Here is a 16,289-nt window from a genome sequence, read left to right on the forward strand (position 1 = left end):
CGGGACCATCCGATACCGATGTCGACGTATCGGTTCACCTGCCCGGAGTGTGGCGCGGCCGTCACCGTCGACTCGGGCGCCCGCGAACGGTTGCTCGACGCCGGCTGTGCAGTGTGTGGCGCACGCGTCGGAACGGCGGCGTTCACCGCGACGAACACGTTCGGGACAAGCGTCTGACCGGCAGCAGCCGTTGTCTCACGCATGGCTCCCGAACAGCGTGACGTTCGGACGCTGGATGTCCGAACCATCGACGGCGAACCGTTCGGACGGATCATGAGCGCGCTCGACGACCTCGACGAGGGCGAGACTCTGAAACTGATCAACAGCTTCGAGCCGGTGCCGCTGTACGAGGCGCTCCAGTCCAAGGGGTTCACCCACGAAACGGAGCGAGTCGACGACGACGAGTGGCACGTCCACATCAGTCCGGCGTGAGATGAGCGACCCGCGGGTCACACGCTGGGCCCGCAGGCTCGTCGCGGCCGGCGCCGGCTTCTTCCTGGCCTTTCACCTCGCAGTAGCGACCGGTGCAGGTCGCCGGTTCGTCGTCGTCCTGGGCCTGTACGGGTTCGTCCTGCACGTCCTGTTCGGGAAGGCGTACGCTCTCGTCCCGGCGTACTTCGACCGTGATCTCTCGGTCCCGCAGGCACCCGCCGCGCAGTTCCCGCTGTCGGTCCTCGGGACCGTCGGCTTGGCGCTTGCGCCCGTCGCTCCGGGGTGGGTTGGCGCTATCGGCAGCGTCTGCTGGGCGCTCGGTGTCGCCGTGTTCGTCGGAGCGGTGGGCTGGACCGTCCGGACGAACCCGACGGGAGCGGAGACAGGCACCGGCGGAGCGAACACCCACCGGCAGCCGGTCGACAGGCTCGCTAACGCTGTCCTCCCGATTGCGCTGGTGTATCTGGCGGCCGCGGCGGTCGCCGTGGCGCTCCCGACCGTCGGCCGCCGGTGGCTCGTCGCGGCGCAGGTCTCGCATCTGCTCGGCGCCGGGACGGCCGCGCTGTTCGTGTTCGGCGTCGGCTTCAGGCTGTTCCCCCGGTTCCTCGTCGCCGAGCCACCCCGGTCGCTGGTCCGACTCGTCCTCCCGGCCGGTGCGCTCGCGCCGGCGTTGCTCGCCGGCGGCCTGTTCGACCGGTGGCTCCTGCTTCTCGGCGGCGTCCTGGAAGCGCTCGCCGTCGTCGGGTTCGCCGTCGCGTACGTCGCCCTGTTCCGTCGCTCGGATCGTCGCCGGATCGGGTTCTACGCGGTGCTCGGAGCCGTCGGATACGGCGCCGTCGGCGTCGGACTGGCGGTCATGGCGGTCCTCGACGGACGGGACCCCGCGCTCGTCCGAGCACACTACAGAACGATGCTCGCCGGCTTCCTCGGGCTGACGATCGTCGGTGCGACGTTCCAGTTCTATCCGCCCACGGTCGGGCGCTCCCGGCTGTCGACGGACCGGACCGCGGGGGGAGTGATCGGTTTGCTCGGTGTCGGACTCGGGGGACAGCTACTCGGCCTCGTGAGCGGTCACTCGCTGCTGGTGACTGGGGGCGCCGCGACCGGGATCGCCGGCGCCGTGCTGTACTGCTGGCTGCTCGGCGCGGCGTTTCGCCGGCGTTAGTCGGCCAGGATCGACTCCAGGAGCTTCGTCTGGGCCGCCGCCAGGTGCTCGGCGAACGTCGAGACAGAGATGTCCAGCGCCTCGGCGACCTCGCCCGCGTTTGCCCCTTTCGGATACTCGAAGTAGCCCATCTCGACGGCCGTCTCCAGAACCTCGCGCTGACGGTCGGTGAGCCTGCTCCGGTCGACGACGGCGGTGTCCATGGCGGTCTGCTCGCCGTCCCGCCGCAGCGACCGCAGCGACACACCGTCGTAGAGGTCCTTGAGTCGGGTGACGATCGCCCGGACCCGGTCGACATCGGGCGCGTGGAACGTCAACAGGAGCCGCCCGTCGACCGCACGGATGTCGGCGATCGGACAGGAGAACGTCTCGACGGCTTCACAGACGCAGTCGGTCCGGTCGCGCTCGAACCGGTAGCGCCCGCCGTCGCCCGCCGCGAACACCTGTTCTGCGCCCGGATACGCCTCGACCACGTCGGCGTCGCCGTCTGTGGTGAACTCCTCGACGACCTGTCCCCCCTGTGGGCTGGACCGTGACACGTCGGTCACCGACGCGCCGACCTCCTCGGTCACGTCCGCCACGGGACAGGCGCCGGGGGAGTCGACTGCCAGTTCGACCCTGATACCCGAGTCGCTCATACCTGACTGTGGGGACCACTGGCATAAAACGGGGGTCGCGCGTTCCCAGTGGGTGAAAAACCCCCTCAATCGGCCGGGTGCTGGTCGGGGACCGGGCCGTCGTACCCCGGCGGTTCGTAGTCACACAGTGGGTCCGCCGCTAGCGGATCGCCGGTCGTCGCGTACGCCCGCGAGCGGCTCCCGCCACAGACGCCGCGGAACTCACAGGCGCCACACTTCCCCGACAGGGCGTCGTCGTCACGGAGCGACCGGAACAGCTCCGCGTCCCGGTAGATGTCGACGACGCTGTCCTCGCGGACATCGCCCGCGGACTCCGGGAGGAACCCCGAGGGGTACACCTCGCCGGTGTGGCTGACGAAGGCGAACCCCTTGCCGGCGCGGACGCCCATCCGCCGGGTCGGCCCGCCGTCCTCGGCCTGTTGCATCCCGACCCGGCGGTAGTGGGGTGCCTCGGTCGTCTTCACGCCGAAGGGGGCTTCGTCGCTGACCTCGTGGAGCCACTCCATGACCCGCTCGGCGCGGGCCGGGGAGATGGGCGTCAGGACCCGGCCGCGGCCCACCGGCACGAGGAAGAACACCGACCACAGCACGGCGCCCAACTCGGCGACGCGCTCGCGGATGGCCGGCAGTTGGTCGACCGTCTCCGCACAGACCGTAGTGTTGATCTGGAGCGGAACGTCGAGGTCGTCGGCCGCTCGGGCCGCGTCCATCGTCGCCTCGTAGCTCCCACTCTCGCCCCGGAAGGTGTCGTGGGCGACGGCGTCACCGCCGTCCAGCGAGAGCGCCAGTCGCCGGAGCCCGGCCTCGGAGAGGTCCGTGAGCGCGTCGCGAGTGACCGAAGCGGTCCCGCTCGGGGTCAGGGTCATCCTGAGCCCCTGGTCGGTGCCGTAGTCGACGAGGTCGACCACGTCGTCCCGCGCCAGCGGGTCACCACCGGAGAGGACGACCAGCTGTCCCTCGCCGAACTCGCGGGCGTCGTCGAGCAGGGCCTTCCCCTCGGCAGTAGTCAGCTCCTCGGGGTGGCGCCGTGGCTGGGCGTCGGCCCGACAGTGCTTGCAGGCCAGCTCACAGGCTTGGGTCAGCTCCCAGATCAGGACCAGCGGCCGTTCGGTGAGGTCCATGTCACCGTACATCAGACGAACACCCGGGTGACGTGGCCGCCACAGCCACACTGCTGGACGTACTCGATGTCGATGTCGTCGCCGAACGCTGCCGTCAGTTCGGCGAACAGGTACGTCTCCGGATGTCCCTGGTCCCCGTGGGTGACGAGGTTGACGTGGTTGCCCGCAGTGGTGTGGTCGACGGCTTCGATGGCCTGTTCGACCACCAGGTCCCGGTCGTCGGCGTGGCTCGGCTGCTCTAGGTTCGCCGACCAGGAGTTGTCGTGGACAGTGTCGGTCACCGGCGGGATGTCCTCGTGGGCGTGGCTCATACCCGGAGGTTGGCCCGCCCGGCGGGTCCGTCCTGTCCCGTACATGTTCGGGAAACGCCGTCAGTCGAGTCGGGCTTCCAGCCAGTCGAACTGCGCGTCGAGTTCCTTCCGGCGCTGGCGGTCGACGACCGTCGAGTCGAGCAACTGGCCGACGACGGCCAGGTCCAGGGCGGCGTACTCGGTGGTCGCGGTCACCGTGGTCCCGTCGCCGGCGCTGTCGACGTGGTACTCGGTCCGCATCGACTCGAAGACGCCGTCGCGTTGCTCGTAGGCCAGTGCTGCGTCCGCGTCGTCGACGACCGCCAGGACGAGTTCGATGTCGAACAGCCCCACGCGGTTGTTGATGATAATGGTGTCGTCCTCGACGGTCACGTCGTCGAAGCCGGCACCGAGCATGAACGCCTCCAGGTCGGCCATCGCTTCCCGGACCGCCTCCGGTGTCGCGTCGAAGGTTCGTGCCACCGACACGCGTTCCATATCGGATGGCGACCGCCCGACGGGATAAGCGTTCGCCACGACCGAACATGTCCGGCTCGACGCTCATTGCCGTCGACCGCCTACTGGATTCCGTGCGCCGCCGTCCACTCCTTCGGGCGAACCGGGAGGTCCTGTGTGCGATCGAGACCCCACCCGACTCCGGCATCGAGGAGCGCCTCGACGACGTGGCGGCCCGGCTGTGGTACCTCGCCGAAGAACACCCACACGACCCCGACACCGGACAGATCGCACGGCTCAGGTACTCGCTGGGACAGCTCGCCGAACAGGCTCACGACCGGCGCGCGCGACGGCTCCGGCGCGCCCGCGAGGCGCTCGACGAGTACCGTCGGCTGCTGGAGCCGGTCTGAACCGTGAGCCACGGCACTTATAAACCAAGCCGTCGAACCGAACATGTTCGGCGACACTGGTCTGGCGCTCCGCCGAATATATTCGGGTGAGAACGATGCCACGCGCGGAACTCACGCTCACGGTGCCCGACGACATCTGGATCGGCGATGTCTCCAGACAGCACGACGTGACGGTCCGGGTCCTGGCCGCGCTCCCGGACGAGGACTCCGGGGTCGGCCTCGCGGAGGTGACCACCGAGGACCTGCCGGGTGTCCTCGGGGACATCGAGTCCCGGGACCCGGTGACCTCGATGGAGATCCTCTCGAACACGGGCGACACCGCGTTGATCCAGTTCGAAACGTCGACGCCGCTGTTGCTCTTCCCGATCCAGGGGTCGGGGATCCCCCTAGAGATGCCGTTCACGCTCCAGGACGGGCAGGCGATCTGGGAGATCACGGCCCCGCAGGAACGGCTCTCGGAGTTGGGCGAGCAACTCGACCAGTTCGGGATCCCGTTCACCGTCGAGAAGGTCCAGCAACACGTCACCGAGGAGCCGGTGCTGACCGAGAGCCAGCGGGAACTCGTCCAGACGGCCGTCTCGGAGGGGTACTACGACACGCCGCGACGCTGTTCGCTGACCGAACTGGCCGAGACGGTGGGGATCGCGAAGTCGACCTGCAGCGAGACGCTCCACCGGGCCGAGGAGCAAGTCCTCAAGCGGTTCGTCTCGGAACTGGAGGCCGCGCCGAGTCGAAGCGCGTAAGAATCCCCGCTGTGAGTGAACTGACAATGAGCAACGACGCGGCCGAGGTACACGAGAACGCCGAGCAGGATGTCATCGCGGTCGACGCCGACGACAACGAGGAGGGGCTGGTCAACCGCCTCGACGCCCACACCGGCGACGGCGTCCGGCACCGCGCCTTTACCGCACTGCTGTTCGACGAGGACGACCGGGTGTTGCTGGCCCAGCGGGCCGCCGGCAAACGCCTCTGGGACACCCACTGGGACGGCACCGTCGCCTCCCACCCCGTCCAGGGCCAGACGCAGGTCGAAGCGACCCGGGAGCGACTGGAAGAGGAACTGGGAATCTCGCCCGATCAGTACGAGAACCTGCGGGTCACCGACCGCTTCGAGTACAAGCGCTACTACGAGAACGCCGGCCTGGAGTGGGAGGTCTGTGCCGTCTTGCAGGCGACGCTGCACGACACCTCGCTCGACCCCAACCCGGAGGAGGTCGACGGCCTGATGTGGGTCCCCTACGAGCGCCTGCGGGAACACCCCGAGTACTACCGGCAACTGCGACTCTGCCCGTGGTTCGAGATCGCGATGCGGCGCGACGAGGAACGGTAACGCGCTCCGGAACTCCGTGCCGTCGGCCGGCTTTTCAAGACGGACTGCCTATTCGGGACATGAACGTCTCGCTGTACGACAGTCTCGACGGTCAGGTCGCGTTGGTGACCGGCGCGACGCGGGGGATCGGGAAGGCCATCGCCGACGGCCTCGTCGGCCACGGGGCGACGGTGTACGCCGGAGCACGGGACCCGGCGGACGTGGCGGCGACGGACCGGCGGGCGATCGAACTCGACGTGACCGACGACGGCGAGATCGCCGGCGCGGTCGACCGCATCGAGGCCGAAACCGGCCGGCTCGACGTGCTCGTCAACAACGCCGGCGTCATGGACACGCGCGAGTCGCTGGCCGAGATGCCGACCGACGCCATCGACCGCACGCTCGACACCAACCTCTGGGGGCCGATGGTCCTGACCAAACATGCGCTCCCGCTGTTGCTCGACCGCCCGGGGGGACGCGTAGTCAACGTCTCCTCGGGGCTGGGTGCGATCACCGAACGCCAGTCGGGCGGCATGCCGGCCTACCGGGTGTCGAAGACGGGACTGAACGGCCTGACTCGCTATCTCGACGGCGAGTACGGCGGCGACGGGTTGCTGGCGAACTCGGTGTGTCCCGGCTACGTCCGGACGGACATGACCGAGGGGAGCGCCCCGCGGACACCCGAGAAAGGCGCCGAGACCCCGGTGTGGCTCGCGCGGTTCCGACCCGAGGCCCCGAGCGGGGAGTTCTGGCGCGACCGGGAACCGAAGCCCTGGTGAGTCAGTCGACGGCCTCGGGCGGTTTCGCGGCGGGGAGCCCGACCGCGACGGTGGTGCCCGGGCCGTCCTTGAACGAGAGGGTGCCCCCGACGCTGCGGACGACCCAGGCGACGAGCCACAGGCCCACGCCGGAGCCGTGCTGGAGGGGCGTCTCCTCGCCCGCCTGGATCACCTCCCGTTCGTGGGCGTCGATCCCCGGTCCGTCGTCCGCGACGGTGGCACAGACTCTCGGCGGTTCCGCGCGGTAGCCGACATCGATGTCGACGTGGACGCCGGCACTGCCGCCGTCCGTTCGCCCGGTCGCCGGCGTCGTTCCGGGACCGGGGTTCTCGGCCGCCGGGCCGCCGTGTTCGACGGCGTTGTCGACGAGTTCCTCGAAGGCGATCGAGAGCGACGGGGCGGCCGACACCCAGACATCGTCGTCACAGGTCAGGGAGATGTCCGCCTCTGGATACGTCTCGCGGGCGCGTTCGACGAGTGGCGTCAAAACGCTCGCGAGTCGTACGGGCCGGACCGACTCGTCTTCCAGCGCCTCCGAGACCCGACCGATCTTGTTGCTCCGGTCGACGACGGTGTCGACCGTCTCGCGGATGCGCTCGATCCGGTCCCGGGCGTCGTCGTCGACCTCTCCGACGAGCAGGTCGGCGTTGCCCCGGACGACGTTCATCTCGTTGCGGATGTTGTGCCGCAGGAGGCGGTTGAGGACATCGATGCGCTGTTCGCGCTGGCGGCGGTCGGTGACGTTCCGGAGGCTGACGAGGTGGCCGGAGACGACGCCGTAGGCCCGGTACAGCGGCGTCACACGCACGTCGTAGTAGTTCACCGCACCGTCGTGTTGCAGTTCCGTCTCCGCCTGTGCCGACTCCCCGGCGTCCGGGACCGTCGCCGCCAGCGCCGGGACCAACTCGGCCAGTCGCTGCCCCTGGATCTCGTTTCGATCGCGGTCGAACAGGGCGGCTGCCGCGTCGTTGACATCGACGAGACGGCCGGCCTCGTCGACGATGATCACCTGATCGTCCATCTCGGCGAAGACGGCCTCCCGCCCGAGGTCACGGGTCACCGGCGCGACATCGAGCAGTTGCCCGCGCAACAGCGCCGCCGAGAGGACGATCCCGGAGACGACGTAGCCCAGGCTCGTCGGGTCGAACTCCGTCGGCACCGTGTCGAGGACGTACAGCGCGTGTGCGACCGTCGGGGCGGTGATCGCGAGCAACAGGGCGACGATCTGGCCCCGGAACGACTCGTTGGCCCGGAGCATCGACTGGATCAGCAACACGCCGCCGGCGAGTATCAGTGCCAGGATGTACACCAGATGGCCCCAGTACAGCAGCGTCCACTCTGGGACGAGCGCGCTCGTCCCGCCCAGCAGCGTCGTCGTGCCACCGTCCCAGATCAGCCGGTGGCCCGGGTTCGACCAGACGAGCGTGACGAACACGCCCGGTTCGACCAACAGGAGCGCTAGTCGCCGCCGGGTGAGCCACTCCGGGCGGCCGCTGTACTCTATGACGGTCACGAACCAGGCCACCGGGACGACTACGGAGAGGGTCAATTGGACCTGGAAGAGCCAGCGCATCGTGTCGATGTCGGGGACCGCGAGTTCGAGACCGTGGGCGACAGCCCAGAAACTCGCGGCGACGACGAACGCGGCGAGGGGACCCGCACCCGGGCGGTCGCGGTGGAGCCAGACCAGGAAGGCGACACACATCCCGAGGACGGCCGCCAGGAGGACGACCGAGAGGAGCATCTACCGATGGTAGATCGAACCCCAGTATAAATCGTTCCCCGAGGTTACAAGCTCTGATACTGCGGTCAGGATCGGCGGGAACGCAGTGCGGACCACACGGCGACCGCCCCGAGGACGAGCGCCGGCACCAGCGGCAAGACGAGATAGGCGTCCCGGAGTGTGAGCCCCAGCGACGCGACGACTCCCTGTGCCGCGGGGAGAAAGAGGATCATCCCGGGGATCACCAGGAAGGCGACGAAGATCAGGCCGACGAGCACCCAGCCGTGCCAACCGAATCCCTCCGTCGGTTCGGCCTGCCGTGGCGGCTCGCCGCTGGGCCGCTCGTACCCGGCCTCGTCGTCGCCGGTGACCGTCACCGAACCGTCGCTGTCGACGGTGACACGGTCGCTCGCGGCGTCGTCACTCATGACGGACGGAGCAGGTGACGGTCCTGGCGCCGCGGTCGGGACTGGACATACCACGCAGTCGGGCCAGCGGCCGCAAAACGCTGGCGGTCCGGCCCCGGACTGGCCCCCGAGTATTTACCCGGCGCCATCCACGTACCGGCATGGTCGATTTCCAGTCCAGGGACACCCGCCGGAGGGCAGGCGAGGCGGCCGACGAGGCCGACGAGGCAGCTGATTCCGAGGAGGCGGACGGGGAGGCAACGGCGGAGCAAGACCAGACGGCGGCGTCGACCGACGACGGCTCGGAGCCGGCGAAGTCGGCACGCGACACCGGCCCAGGGACGGACTCGGAGCCGGGCGGGGACCAGCCGCAAGCGGAAGCGTCGACACAGGTCGACTCGCCCGAGACAGGCCCCGCGAGCACCCCGCCGGAGACCGAGGGGTCGGTCACACCCCCCGGATCGGCGCCGGCCGGCGGTTCCCCGACATCGGCGACCCGGGAACCGAGCGCGGCGTCCGAGACGCCCTCGCGTTCGGTCGACGTGGCTCTGGTCACCGTCGGCGACGCGACGACCCCCGAAGGCGACCCGAACCCGACGGCCGACCGGCTCACCGACAGTCTGGTCGCCGCCGGCCACACGGTCACCGTGACCCGCGAACTCGCGGGCGGGTACGACGAGGTCCAGAGCGCGGTCGACGGACTCGTCTCACGCCCGGACGTGGAGACGATCGTCACCGTCGGCGGGACGGGCGTCGCCCAGTCCGACGTGGTCATCGAAGCGGTCCACCCGCTGTTCGAGAAGGTCCTGCCGGGGTTCGGTGAAGTGGTCCGGAACCTCCTGTTCTACCAGGCCGGAACCGGTGTCGTCGGTGTCCGAACGACCGCCGGGATCACCGGTTCGAGCCCGATCTTCTGTCTTCCCGGCGAGCGGAGACTGGCGAACCGTGCCGTCGAGGCGGTCGTCGCGGCCGAAGCCCCGGCGCTCGTCGCCGAACTCGAATAGCGCCGTTCGGACGGTTCTCCGTGTCGAAATCGACCGCGTAAAACGAATAAAACGTCGTAATCGAACCGGCGGTTCGTAAAACGAGTGAAGCGAGACGCTATGAACTGCTTGAGCGACGGGCCGACCCGACCGCCGCCGGTTTCGGCGCTCAGCGACCGAGCCGCCGGAAAATCGGCCGCATGAGGTCTCTAAACCGACTAAATCGCGTTAACTTCGATCACCCTTCAAGTTGCTTCCACCCACCAGGTGAGCATGCAATGTCCGATCGAACTGCGACGCGACGTGGTGCGCTCAAGGGTATCGGAGCGACAGTTGCCGCGGCGACGGGCATCACGGCCCTCTCGGGGTCGGCGGCCGCCCAGTCGCCCTGGACCGCCGTCGAGTCGCCGACGGGGAACACGCTCCACGATGTCGAGTACACCGACGAGAGCGCGTACGCGGTCGGCGGTGGCGGCGTCGTCCTCGAACGGACGCCGCTGGGCTGGCAGAAGATCGTCGACGGCGGCCCGACGGGCAACGGCAACAGCCTCTACGGCGCGGACGTGACCGACGACGGCAAGCGCCTGTGGTTCGTCGGCTCCTCGGGCGCGATCGGCGAGTACGATGTCGAGTCGGGCGTCCTGACCGACCACAGCGCCCCGATGGACGTGACCAACAACTTCAACGACGTGTCGGTCACCGGACAGGCCGGCGAGGCCAACGTCTACGTCGCCGGCGACTCGGGGAAGCTGTACTACTCCTTCGAGAACGGCGCCAGCCAGACCTGGGAGTACGTCACGCCCGGGTCCGGCTCCGCGATCAACGCCGTCGACTTCTTCGGCGACCGGAAGGGACACATCGTCGACGGGAACAAGTGCGTCTTCCGGACGGCCGACGGCGCGACCTGGGACAAGATCGGACTGGCCGACGCCAACGTCAACTTCTACGGCGTCGACTCGGACGGCTTCGACGACGTGTGGATCTCCGGCGGCGGCGGGATGATCTTCCACTGGGACGGCGTCGAGTGGACGCCCGCCGACACCGGCGACGCCGGTCTGCGTGACATCGAGGTCACCGACGACGACGGCGACGGCCTCACCGTCGGTGGCGGCGGGAAAGTGTACGACCTCGACGAGAAGTGGACCCAGCAGGCGACCCCGAGCGGCCAGAACCTGAAAGCCGTCGTCCGCGGCGAGACCGACATCGCCGTCGGCGCCGGCGGAACCATCGTCGAACGGTAGGACAGCCTTACGGCACGACGGACTCGTTCGGCCCTCCAGCCACGCTCGATCGAGACCCGGACTAGACACCGGGTTCCCGCACCGCCCGGCGACCGACCCGACCGGGTATCACGCCCGCCGGGCCGGGAAGGATTTTGCCGCCGGCGTCCGTACGACCGGCTATGGTTCAGTCTCTCGGCGACGACGTGTGGTGGTACGATCTCACAGGCGTCAACGCTGCGCTCGTCGACGACGGCGGGACGCTGACGCTGATCGACACGGGGATGCCCTGGCACGGCGACCGACTGATCGCGGGCCTGATCGAGGCCGGCTTCGAACGCCGGGATGTCGAACGCATCCTCCTGACCCACTACGACATGGACCACGTCGGCGGCCTGTCAGCGTTCGAGCGGACCGACGCCACGGTCTACGTGGGGGCGGCCGATGCGACCCTCGTCGCGGGCGACCGGTCGCCGCCGCTGGGCAACCACAAAGGCGCGTTCCAGCGGCTCTCCTCGGCGCTGGTCGACCCACCCGAACTCCCGATCGAACCGCTTTCGGACGGCGAGACCGTCGGGAGTTTCACGGCGTACCACACCCCCGGTCACACGCCGGGTCACGTCAGCTACGTCAGCGAGTCGCTGTCGGCCGCGCTGCTCGGGGACGTTGTCCGCGAGAAAGGCGGACAGTTCCACCCGTCCCCGTGGTACCTGAGCTACGACACCTGTGACGTTCGGCGGTCGATCACGTCGCTGGTCGAACGGGCACCGCCGTTCGAGATCGCGGTACCGGGCCACGGCACGCCCTTCGAGCGCGGCGGCTCGGACCGCCTGGCCGACCTGGCCGCGCGGCTATAGCTCCTCGGCGACCGCCTCGGGGGGAAGCAGGTTCGGATCGACCACGAGGTCGGCCTGCCGGCTGGCGAAATCGGGGAGCGATCCCTCGGCGTAGATGACCACGCGGACATCCGGGTTGAGGTCCTTCGCGACCGCGATCGAAGTCGCCTGGCGCATCTCCGTCAGCAGGTACACGTCGGCGTCGTGGATGCCGGCCTCCTCCAGTCCCGGCCGGTTCGCGATGTCGACCGCGCGAACGTCGGCCTCGATGTCGGCCAGCGCGGTACCCAGTCCGTGCTCGTCGGACCCGGCGAGAACGATGTTCATACGTTGAGGGGGGAGCTTCGAGGCGTTAATGTGTTCGGTTCCAGGACGGACCGGCGTCGGGGGTGTCGCCGGCGACCGAGAGGAGTTGCTGTGCGTGGTCGGCCTTCGCCAGGAACACTTCGCGCAGGTCGGGCGGGTTCTCGAACCGCTGGTCGTCGAGTAGCCCGTGAGGGACCGCGAGTGTGTCGGCGGGGACGCCGTCGTCGCCGTGGACGGTGAAATGCTGCGAGCCGAGTTTCATCACCAGTGGGAGGTCTGTGCGTTCGACTCCCTCGCCGGTGGCGTACAGCTGTCGGTTGACTCGCTCGTGTTGGTCGCGACACATCCGTGCGGCCGCGTCGTCGTGTGGCTCGACGTACAGTCGGCCGAGATAGTATCCGCGGGAGAACTGTTCGAACATCGGTACGGATGCATGTGTGTCATCGACACGCATAAACACTGGCCCACAGGCTTTTGTCGTCGGGCAATCCGACCGACTCCGACAGGGCTTTCTCCCCGCGGGGTCCCGGTCCGGTATGGACGGCGAGCGAGCGACCAGCGCCGGCGGCCGGCTGCTTCCACGTCGATACGCGCGCTACTATCTGGAGAACACGCCGAGTCTGATCTGGTTGCTGCTCGTCAACGTCGTCGCGATGCTGGTCGGAGTCCGGTACTACGTCGAGACGATGCCGGAGGTCTCGACGTTCCTCTGGCCGCTGTACGCCGATTCGCCCGCCGCACTGTTTCTCATGACGCTCTCGCTGGCGACGCTTCTCCCCTTCCTGGGCCGGTCTTTGGACGAGGTGCCGCTGAGCCGCCCGCTGGCGTATCTCCACACGATCGCGCTGGTCTGGCTGCTCAAGATGGGGCTGTGGACCGTCGTCGCGCTCAACCTGGGGTTCGACGCCTACTTCCCGGCGCCGTGGGCGTACTTCGGGATCATCGTCACGCACCTGGGGTTCGTCGCCGAGGGGTTGCTGGTGCCCCACTACGCCCGGACGACCCGCGGCGCGCTCCTGACGGCGCTGGCGCTCGCGCTCGCCAACGACGTGCTCGACTACGGCTTTGGCTACTACCCACCGCTTCGCTACGACCCCGGCATCGGGCTCACGGCGGCGACGGTCGCGCTCTCGATCGCCGCCGTCGCGGTCGCAGCATGGCTGCTCCCGAGACGGAGCGAGACGAGGGAATAAACGCTATTGGACGGTCTGTCGTTGTTTTCGCCGTCGGTAAACGGTACGAACGAAGGCCCCTATTTTTACGCCCGTGTAGCCAAAGCCGTAGGTAGATGCGCCACCGCCACCTCGTGTTGGTTACGTTGGTTACCGTCCTCGCGCTGGCACTCGGTGTTCCGACAGTCGCCGCACAGGACACCGTGGCGGGTCCCGCCGCCGAGAGCGGCGTCGCGGTCGATCAGGTGAACGCGACCGACAACGGAACGACGGTCGGGACACAGCTGACGGCCTTCCTGCAGGCCAGTTCGGCAGCGACCGAGGACGCCGTCGAGTCGGGGATGTGGCGTGCCGGCTACGAGCAGGCCAGCGACGAGGAGCGGCCGGACCTCGTCAAGAACCGGACGGGAAGGCTCGAACGGCGGCTCGAACGGTTACGGGACCGAAACGAGTCGCTACAGGCCAAATACGAGAACGGGACGCTCCCGGAGCAGGCTTACGTCGCACAGCAGAGCCGGCTGGCCGCCCGGATCTCTGCCCTGAAGACGGCCGTCAACGAGACTGACACGGCCGCGACGGAGACGGGCGTCGACGACACCCAACTCGAACGGCTCAAGCAGAACGCGAGCAACCTCACGGGTCCGAACGTGTCAGAGATCGCTCGCGGGATCGCCGGACCGCCCGAACGGGCCGGGCCACCGAACGAGAGCGAGCGTGGACCGCCCGACAGCGCCGGCCCGTCGGAGAGCAACGACTCCAGCCAGGGACCGCCGGACAACGCCGGACCGCCCCAGGACAGCGAATCAGATACGGGGCCGCCCGGCGACACCGGACCACCGGACGATTCCGGACCACCGGACGATTCCGGGCCACCCGACGATTCCGGGCCACCCGACGATTCCGGGCCACCCGACGATAACGAATCAGATACGGGACCGCCCGACGATACCGGGCCTCCTGACGACAATGAGTCCGACACGGGACCGCCCGACGATGCTGGACCACCTGACGATAACGAATCAGATACGGGACCGCCCGACGATACCGGGCCTCCTGACGACAATGAGTCCGACACGGGGCCGCCCGATGACACCGGACCACCGGACGATGCTGGGCCTCCTGACGATAACGAATCCGAGACGGGGCCGCCCGACGACAACAAATCGGATACCGGACCACCAGATGATACCGGGCCGCCAGATGAAGGCGGCCCGCCTGACGACGACGAGAGTGAGGGAGGACCACCTGAGGAGGAACCCGGGAACGACGGCCCGCCTGACAACGGAGACGGGCCGCCCGACGCCGGCGATGGTTCACCCGGTAACGGTGGGGGGCCACCCGCGAACGGTGACGACGGAACCAATGGATCACCCAGCGACGGTGGGGCACCACCCGCGAACGGTGACGACGGAACCAATGGATCACCCAGCGACGGTGGGGCACCACCAAACGACGGTGGCGGTCCGCCCGATTCCGGTGACTCGCCGAGCGACGGCGGCGGGCCGCCTGCGGACGGCGACACCGGGAACGGCGGCCCGCCCGAGGACAGTGACGGCGGCCAACCGAACGAGGGGAGTGAGTCACCCGGCAGCGGCCCGCCCGAGGACGGGGACACCGGGAACGAGGGGCCAGCAGAGGACGGCGGTGGACCGCCGGACAACGGCGGCAGCGGTGGCCCGCCCGATAACGGCGGCAACGGCGGCAACGGCGGCAGCGGTGGCCCACCCGATAACGGCGGCAACGGCGGAAACGGCGGCAGCGGCGGCCCGCCCTGACTCCGGCCGGAGGAGTCACCCTTTTCTACACCGACCCGCTACCCTCGGGTGAATGGACTCCGCCGAGTTGCTCGATCTCCTCGGGAACGCCAACCGTCGGCGTATCCTCCGACTGCTCGCGCACAAACCCTGTTACATCACGGAGATCAGCGAGTATCTCGGCGTCAGCCCCAAGGCGGTTATCGACCACCTCCAGAAGCTAGAGGACGCCGGGCTGGTCACCTCACGGACCGACGACAAGCGGCGGAAGTACTTCTCCATCTCGCGGAACCTCCGGCTGGAAGTCCGGGTCTCGCCCTACGAGTTCGGGACCAAGAGCGCCTATCCCACGAACCCCGGTTTCGACATGTCCCGGTGTCGCCACATCAGCATCGACATCGGCGACGGCGGCGAGGAGACGCTCGGCGACCTCGCGAGCGAACTCGAACGGCTCGAACAGCTGGAAAACGAGCTGTCGCTGGCCCAGCGGTGGGTCCAGGGCCGCGCGACGGAGGTCCGGGACCGGATCGACGAGGCCGTCGAGGACGGCGACGGCCGCCTCTACGCCGAACTCGTGAGCGCGCTGGCCTCGGGCATCTCCGGCGTCCCGGCGCTGGCCCGCGAGGTCGAGGCGCCGCCGGAACTGATCGAGGAGGCACTCGACCGGCTCGCGGCACAGAACGTCGTCGAAGAGACCGAGGACGGCTGGCAGTTACGATAGATCCGCCGTGAGCCCCGAACGCAGGTCCCGCCCGAAGTAGTGTGCCACGAGCGACGCGACCAGGCCCAGCGCCGCCGCGACGAGAAAGAGCCGGCCCGCACCGACGTTCCCGCCGGCGACCCCCCGGAGCGCGAGCTGTGAGAACACCGAGAGCACGGTGCCGACGCCGGCGACGAGCCCGCCGGCCAGCCCGGTCTCGACGTAGCGACGCTCGCTGGTGAGCAGGCCGTAGACGAACGCGCCGGCGGGGATGCCAAGCAGTGCGGTGAACGGGATGACGGGGACGAGACTGCCGGCGACCATCCCGCCGCCGGTCGCCGCGAACGCGAACAGGAGCGCCCGCGCGGAGAAGTAGCTCCCGCTCGACTCCGCCTCCTCGGCGGGCTGGCGCTCGGTCGCGGTCCCCCCGAGGCCACCGATGTCGACGCCCGTGTCGGCGTCGGTCGTGGTGTCTGCCTCGCGGGTCCGCTCCTCGGTTCGCTCGGACATACGTACGGATGGCACGCCGAAGGGCATGGACCTTTCGGGAACGTGTCAGCTTCGGCCCGCGAACGGATGGGTTCAAGT

The 16,289-nt window shown here is 68.9% G+C and carries 22 protein-coding genes; 13 read left to right on the forward strand and 9 right to left on the reverse strand.

Translation table 11 applies throughout. From position 1 onward, the window contains the following. Positions 1-18 precede the first annotated feature (18 nt). The 3 genes from P1L40_RS04670 to P1L40_RS04680 are packed head-to-tail and all read left to right on the forward strand — an operon-like array spanning position 19 to position 1,597. Entirely contained in the window at positions 19-177 is a 159-nt protein-coding gene (locus P1L40_RS04670; protein ID WP_284010158.1) for a DUF7560 family zinc ribbon protein, read from the forward strand. 24 nt (positions 178-201) lie between these two features. Then, positions 202-432 carry a DUF2249 domain-containing protein gene (locus P1L40_RS04675; RefSeq protein WP_284010159.1) on the forward strand — a complete coding sequence of 77 codons (231 nt, stop codon included), beginning with the start codon at positions 202-204 and terminating at the stop codon, positions 430-432. Between the two features lies 1 nt (position 433). Next, the gene (locus P1L40_RS04680) at positions 434-1,597 is read left to right on the forward strand and encodes a hypothetical protein (protein WP_284010160.1); all 1,164 of its coding nucleotides are present in this window, start codon (positions 434-436) and stop codon (positions 1,595-1,597) included. On the opposite strand, the gene P1L40_RS04685 is transcribed toward P1L40_RS04680, so the two are convergent. The 4 genes from P1L40_RS04685 to P1L40_RS04700 all read right to left on the reverse strand — a co-directional run bounded on the left by P1L40_RS04685 (position 1,594) and on the right by P1L40_RS04700 (position 4,144). Beyond that, complete coding sequence (locus tag P1L40_RS04685) at positions 1,594-2,235, reverse strand: helix-turn-helix domain-containing protein (protein ID WP_284010161.1); 642 nt, start codon at positions 2,233-2,235, stop codon at positions 1,594-1,596. The genes P1L40_RS04680 and P1L40_RS04685 overlap by 4 nt on opposite strands. 65 nt (positions 2,236-2,300) lie before the next feature. Continuing rightward, positions 2,301-3,368, reverse strand: coding sequence for a radical SAM protein (locus P1L40_RS04690; RefSeq protein WP_284010163.1), 1,068 nt, complete (start codon positions 3,366-3,368; stop codon positions 2,301-2,303). Next, positions 3,368-3,667: a CGCGG family putative rSAM-modified RiPP protein gene (locus P1L40_RS04695; protein WP_284010164.1), complete on the reverse strand. Its 300-nt coding sequence runs from the start codon at positions 3,665-3,667 to the stop codon at positions 3,368-3,370. Before P1L40_RS04695 ends, P1L40_RS04690 begins: the two co-directional genes overlap by 1 nt. A gap of 60 nt (positions 3,668-3,727) precedes the next feature. Next, positions 3,728-4,144 (reverse strand): SRPBCC family protein, encoded by a 417-nt coding sequence (locus tag P1L40_RS04700; protein ID WP_284010165.1) that lies wholly within the window; start codon positions 4,142-4,144, stop codon positions 3,728-3,730. A 92-nt stretch (positions 4,145-4,236) separates the two neighbouring features. Between P1L40_RS04700 and P1L40_RS04705 the strand changes: the two genes are divergently transcribed. The 4 genes from P1L40_RS04705 to P1L40_RS04720 all read left to right on the forward strand — a co-directional run bounded on the left by P1L40_RS04705 (position 4,237) and on the right by P1L40_RS04720 (position 6,600). After that, positions 4,237-4,512 carry a DUF7553 family protein gene (locus tag P1L40_RS04705; RefSeq protein WP_284010166.1) on the forward strand — a complete coding sequence of 92 codons (276 nt, stop codon included), beginning with the start codon at positions 4,237-4,239 and terminating at the stop codon, positions 4,510-4,512. 95 nt (positions 4,513-4,607) lie between these two features. Then, on the forward strand, positions 4,608-5,255 hold the full coding sequence (locus P1L40_RS04710) for a helix-turn-helix domain-containing protein (protein ID WP_284010168.1): 648 nt from the start codon (positions 4,608-4,610) through the stop codon (positions 5,253-5,255). Positions 5,256-5,281: 26 nt separating this feature from the next. Continuing rightward, positions 5,282-5,842 (forward strand): NUDIX hydrolase, encoded by a 561-nt coding sequence (locus P1L40_RS04715; protein WP_284010170.1) that lies wholly within the window; start codon positions 5,282-5,284, stop codon positions 5,840-5,842. Between the two features lie 59 nt (positions 5,843-5,901). Further along, the gene (locus P1L40_RS04720) at positions 5,902-6,600 is read left to right on the forward strand and encodes an SDR family NAD(P)-dependent oxidoreductase (RefSeq protein ID WP_284010171.1); all 699 of its coding nucleotides are present in this window, start codon (positions 5,902-5,904) and stop codon (positions 6,598-6,600) included. 1 nt (position 6,601) lies between these two features. On the opposite strand, the gene P1L40_RS04725 is transcribed toward P1L40_RS04720, so the two are convergent. Together P1L40_RS04725 and P1L40_RS04730 are read right to left on the reverse strand one after the other, a co-directional pair. After that, positions 6,602-8,344, reverse strand: coding sequence for a histidine kinase N-terminal 7TM domain-containing protein (locus P1L40_RS04725; RefSeq protein ID WP_284010172.1), 1,743 nt, complete (start codon positions 8,342-8,344; stop codon positions 6,602-6,604). Positions 8,345-8,409: 65 nt separating this feature from the next. Continuing rightward, positions 8,410-8,751 (reverse strand): DUF7977 family protein, encoded by a 342-nt coding sequence (locus tag P1L40_RS04730; protein WP_379773060.1) that lies wholly within the window; start codon positions 8,749-8,751, stop codon positions 8,410-8,412. Positions 8,752-8,891: 140 nt separating this feature from the next. On the opposite strand from P1L40_RS04730, the gene P1L40_RS04735 reads away from it, so the two are divergent. From P1L40_RS04735 to P1L40_RS04745, 3 genes are all read left to right on the forward strand, one after another. Next, positions 8,892-9,734, forward strand: coding sequence for a molybdopterin-binding protein (locus P1L40_RS04735; RefSeq protein WP_284010173.1), 843 nt, complete (start codon positions 8,892-8,894; stop codon positions 9,732-9,734). Positions 9,735-9,991: 257 nt separating this feature from the next. Then, the gene (locus P1L40_RS04740; protein WP_284010174.1) at positions 9,992-10,954 is read left to right on the forward strand and encodes a WD40/YVTN/BNR-like repeat-containing protein; all 963 of its coding nucleotides are present in this window, start codon (positions 9,992-9,994) and stop codon (positions 10,952-10,954) included. A 161-nt stretch (positions 10,955-11,115) separates the two neighbouring features. Then, entirely contained in the window at positions 11,116-11,790 is a 675-nt protein-coding gene (locus P1L40_RS04745) for an MBL fold metallo-hydrolase (protein WP_284010175.1), read from the forward strand. Here the strand turns inward: P1L40_RS04745 and P1L40_RS04750 are convergent. Beyond that, positions 11,785-12,096, reverse strand: a complete 312-nt coding sequence (locus P1L40_RS04750; RefSeq protein ID WP_284010177.1) for a DUF7126 family protein — start codon at positions 12,094-12,096, stop codon at positions 11,785-11,787. The two genes, P1L40_RS04745 and P1L40_RS04750, sit on opposite strands and share 6 nt — an antisense overlap. A 25-nt stretch (positions 12,097-12,121) precedes the next feature. Next, positions 12,122-12,496 carry a DUF5802 family protein gene (locus P1L40_RS04755; RefSeq protein ID WP_284010178.1) on the reverse strand — a complete coding sequence of 125 codons (375 nt, stop codon included), beginning with the start codon at positions 12,494-12,496 and terminating at the stop codon, positions 12,122-12,124. Positions 12,497-12,611: 115 nt separating this feature from the next. Here P1L40_RS04755 and P1L40_RS04760 point away from each other — a divergent pair, with 115 nt between their 5' ends. From P1L40_RS04760 to P1L40_RS04770, 3 genes are all read left to right on the forward strand, one after another. Next, complete coding sequence (locus P1L40_RS04760; RefSeq protein WP_284010179.1) at positions 12,612-13,268, forward strand: DUF1405 domain-containing protein; 657 nt, start codon at positions 12,612-12,614, stop codon at positions 13,266-13,268. A gap of 95 nt (positions 13,269-13,363) precedes the next feature. Continuing rightward, on the forward strand, positions 13,364-15,022 hold the full coding sequence (locus tag P1L40_RS04765) for a hypothetical protein (protein ID WP_284010180.1): 1,659 nt from the start codon (positions 13,364-13,366) through the stop codon (positions 15,020-15,022). 52 nt (positions 15,023-15,074) lie between these two features. After that, entirely contained in the window at positions 15,075-15,722 is a 648-nt protein-coding gene (locus tag P1L40_RS04770) for an ArsR/SmtB family transcription factor (protein ID WP_284010181.1), read from the forward strand. On the opposite strand, the gene P1L40_RS04775 is transcribed toward P1L40_RS04770, so the two are convergent. After that, positions 15,714-16,211 (reverse strand): hypothetical protein, encoded by a 498-nt coding sequence (locus tag P1L40_RS04775; RefSeq protein WP_284010182.1) that lies wholly within the window; start codon positions 16,209-16,211, stop codon positions 15,714-15,716. The genes P1L40_RS04770 and P1L40_RS04775 overlap by 9 nt on opposite strands. Positions 16,212-16,289 lie beyond the last annotated feature (78 nt).

The sequence above is a fragment of the Haloarcula pelagica genome (assembly GCF_030127105.1).
GTDB lineage: Archaea > Halobacteriota > Halobacteria > Halobacteriales > Haloarculaceae > Haloarcula > Haloarcula pelagica.

Coding starts and splice junctions, on each gene's coding strand:
- P1L40_RS04670 (WP_284010158.1), top strand. CDS start 19: ATGTCGACGTATCGGTTCACCTGCCCGGAGTGTGGCGCGGCCGTCACC.
- P1L40_RS04675 (WP_284010159.1), top strand. CDS start 202: ATGGCTCCCGAACAGCGTGACGTTCGGACGCTGGATGTCCGAACCATC.
- P1L40_RS04680 (WP_284010160.1), top strand. CDS start 434: ATGAGCGACCCGCGGGTCACACGCTGGGCCCGCAGGCTCGTCGCGGCC.
- P1L40_RS04685 (WP_284010161.1), bottom strand. CDS start 2,235: ATGAGCGACTCGGGTATCAGGGTCGAACTGGCAGTCGACTCCCCCGGC.
- P1L40_RS04690 (WP_284010163.1), bottom strand. CDS start 3,368: ATGTACGGTGACATGGACCTCACCGAACGGCCGCTGGTCCTGATCTGG.
- P1L40_RS04695 (WP_284010164.1), bottom strand. CDS start 3,667: ATGAGCCACGCCCACGAGGACATCCCGCCGGTGACCGACACTGTCCAC.
- P1L40_RS04700 (WP_284010165.1), bottom strand. CDS start 4,144: ATGGAACGCGTGTCGGTGGCACGAACCTTCGACGCGACACCGGAGGCG.
- P1L40_RS04710 (WP_284010168.1), top strand. CDS start 4,608: ATGCCACGCGCGGAACTCACGCTCACGGTGCCCGACGACATCTGGATC.
- P1L40_RS04715 (WP_284010170.1), top strand. CDS start 5,282: ATGAGCAACGACGCGGCCGAGGTACACGAGAACGCCGAGCAGGATGTC.
- P1L40_RS04720 (WP_284010171.1), top strand. CDS start 5,902: ATGAACGTCTCGCTGTACGACAGTCTCGACGGTCAGGTCGCGTTGGTG.
- P1L40_RS04725 (WP_284010172.1), bottom strand. CDS start 8,344: ATGCTCCTCTCGGTCGTCCTCCTGGCGGCCGTCCTCGGGATGTGTGTC.
- P1L40_RS04730 (WP_379773060.1), bottom strand. CDS start 8,751: ATGAGTGACGACGCCGCGAGCGACCGTGTCACCGTCGACAGCGACGGT.
- P1L40_RS04735 (WP_284010173.1), top strand. CDS start 8,892: ATGGTCGATTTCCAGTCCAGGGACACCCGCCGGAGGGCAGGCGAGGCG.
- P1L40_RS04740 (WP_284010174.1), top strand. CDS start 9,992: ATGTCCGATCGAACTGCGACGCGACGTGGTGCGCTCAAGGGTATCGGA.
- P1L40_RS04745 (WP_284010175.1), top strand. CDS start 11,116: ATGGTTCAGTCTCTCGGCGACGACGTGTGGTGGTACGATCTCACAGGC.
- P1L40_RS04750 (WP_284010177.1), bottom strand. CDS start 12,096: ATGAACATCGTTCTCGCCGGGTCCGACGAGCACGGACTGGGTACCGCG.
- P1L40_RS04755 (WP_284010178.1), bottom strand. CDS start 12,496: ATGTTCGAACAGTTCTCCCGCGGATACTATCTCGGCCGACTGTACGTC.
- P1L40_RS04760 (WP_284010179.1), top strand. CDS start 12,612: ATGGACGGCGAGCGAGCGACCAGCGCCGGCGGCCGGCTGCTTCCACGT.
- P1L40_RS04765 (WP_284010180.1), top strand. CDS start 13,364: ATGCGCCACCGCCACCTCGTGTTGGTTACGTTGGTTACCGTCCTCGCG.
- P1L40_RS04770 (WP_284010181.1), top strand. CDS start 15,075: ATGGACTCCGCCGAGTTGCTCGATCTCCTCGGGAACGCCAACCGTCGG.
- P1L40_RS04775 (WP_284010182.1), bottom strand. CDS start 16,211: ATGTCCGAGCGAACCGAGGAGCGGACCCGCGAGGCAGACACCACGACC.